Origin of the sequence: Bartonella sp. PS17NMGDW, assembly GCF_042193555.1 — a bacterium.
Lineage (GTDB): Bacteria > Pseudomonadota > Alphaproteobacteria > Rhizobiales > Rhizobiaceae > Bartonella > Bartonella grahamii.
In genome coordinates this window covers 1-1,036 of the sequence record NZ_JBHILY010000076.1, presented here as the reverse complement: position 1 = coordinate 1,036, position 1,036 = coordinate 1, and the positions used below count along the sequence as shown (strand labels likewise).

At 37.3% G+C, this 1,036-nt stretch carries 3 protein-coding genes; 2 read left to right on the top strand and 1 reads right to left on the bottom strand.

Features of this window, described 5'->3' with window-relative positions; translation table 11 throughout:
- Positions 1–78 precede the first annotated feature (78 nt).
- Positions 79–330 (top strand): type II toxin-antitoxin system prevent-host-death family antitoxin, encoded by a 252-nt coding sequence (locus ACFIJK_RS09330; RefSeq protein ID WP_375627072.1) that lies wholly within the window; start codon positions 79–81, stop codon positions 328–330.
- On the top strand, positions 323–709 hold the full coding sequence (locus ACFIJK_RS09325; protein WP_375627593.1) for a hypothetical protein: 387 nt from the start codon (positions 323–325) through the stop codon (positions 707–709). Before ACFIJK_RS09330 ends, ACFIJK_RS09325 begins: the two co-directional genes overlap by 8 nt.
- Before the next feature lie 9 nt (positions 710–718).
- On the opposite strand, the gene ACFIJK_RS09320 is transcribed toward ACFIJK_RS09325, so the two are convergent.
- A complete protein-coding gene (locus ACFIJK_RS09320; protein ID WP_375627594.1) occupies positions 719–1,027 on the bottom strand; it encodes a HigA family addiction module antitoxin in 309 nt (102 codons plus the stop codon).
- Positions 1,028–1,036 lie beyond the last annotated feature (9 nt).

The window sequence follows — 1,036 nt, the reverse complement described above, 5'->3', positions numbered from 1 at the left end:
GTTAACAGCATAAAATATCTTTACATAATACATATTGTACGTATAATACGTATTATACATTAAAGATAGGATGTGCATATGAAAAAATATAGTTTTACAGATGTAAACCGCGGGGCAGGCGATATTTTAGACGAGGCTATGTCTACACCTGTAGCTTTAACAAAGCGAGGGCGTGAAAAAATCATTATGCTTCCTGTTGATTTATATCATGAATTAATAAAAGCGCGTTCTCGTATACAATCTTTTGTTTATGCAGATGCACCGCAAAATATATTAGACGATTTAGATCGTGGTTTAGATGATATTTTAAATGGCGACGAATATGTTTAAAGCAGGGGATGTTGTTCAATATTATTATTTATGGCACGAACAAGCGCAAAAAGGTGAACATTCGGGGCGCAAAGCGCGTCCTTCCTGTGTTATGGTTAAAACTGAAAGCCATTTCTTTTTGTTTCCTATCACTTCTCAAGAGCCTATTAATTTACAATATAGCTTAAAAGTACCTGAGATAGAATGTAGACGTGCGGGGTTGCAAATGCAATCTTGGGTGCGTGTTGATGAATTTAATGTTGTTCCTTGCGAATCTTTGTTTGACTTTGAAGATTTAAAACCACAAGGGCGTTTTAGCCTCGCTTTCGTGCGTAAAATTGCACTTAAAATTAAAGAAGTTAAAGCAATAAAACCACTTGGAAAAGTCTCTAGAGATTGAGTCACAAAGTCAAACAGCGTGGAGTGTTGGAACTTTGCTAACATCTGTTTCACGTTCAGCATGCCACGCATCATAATTCGCTTGCATACGTAACCATATGGCAGCTCCATTCCCAAACATTTTGCCAAGACAAGCCGAAAGAGAAGGAGATATAGGCTTTTCGGCATTTAGAATATCATAGAGATGTTGGCGTGATATACCAAGCATCTGTGCGATTTCTGTATTCGTTTTGCCAGTTTCAGGAATAATTTCTGCCAAAACTTCTCCTGGATGAGTAGGACAACGGTTTTTATCTCTTTGTGCAGGAATGTCATTCATAACTATATC

What these genes read in the sequence shown, in the direction of transcription:
- ACFIJK_RS09325 (WP_375627593.1), top strand. Translation starts at nt 323, where the DNA reads ATGTTTAAAGCAGGGGATGTTGTTCAATATTATTATTTATGGCACGAA.
- ACFIJK_RS09330 (WP_375627072.1), top strand. Translation starts at nt 79, where the DNA reads ATGAAAAAATATAGTTTTACAGATGTAAACCGCGGGGCAGGCGATATT.
- ACFIJK_RS09320 (WP_375627594.1), bottom strand. Translation starts at nt 1,027, where the DNA reads ATGAATGACATTCCTGCACAAAGAGATAAAAACCGTTGTCCTACTCAT.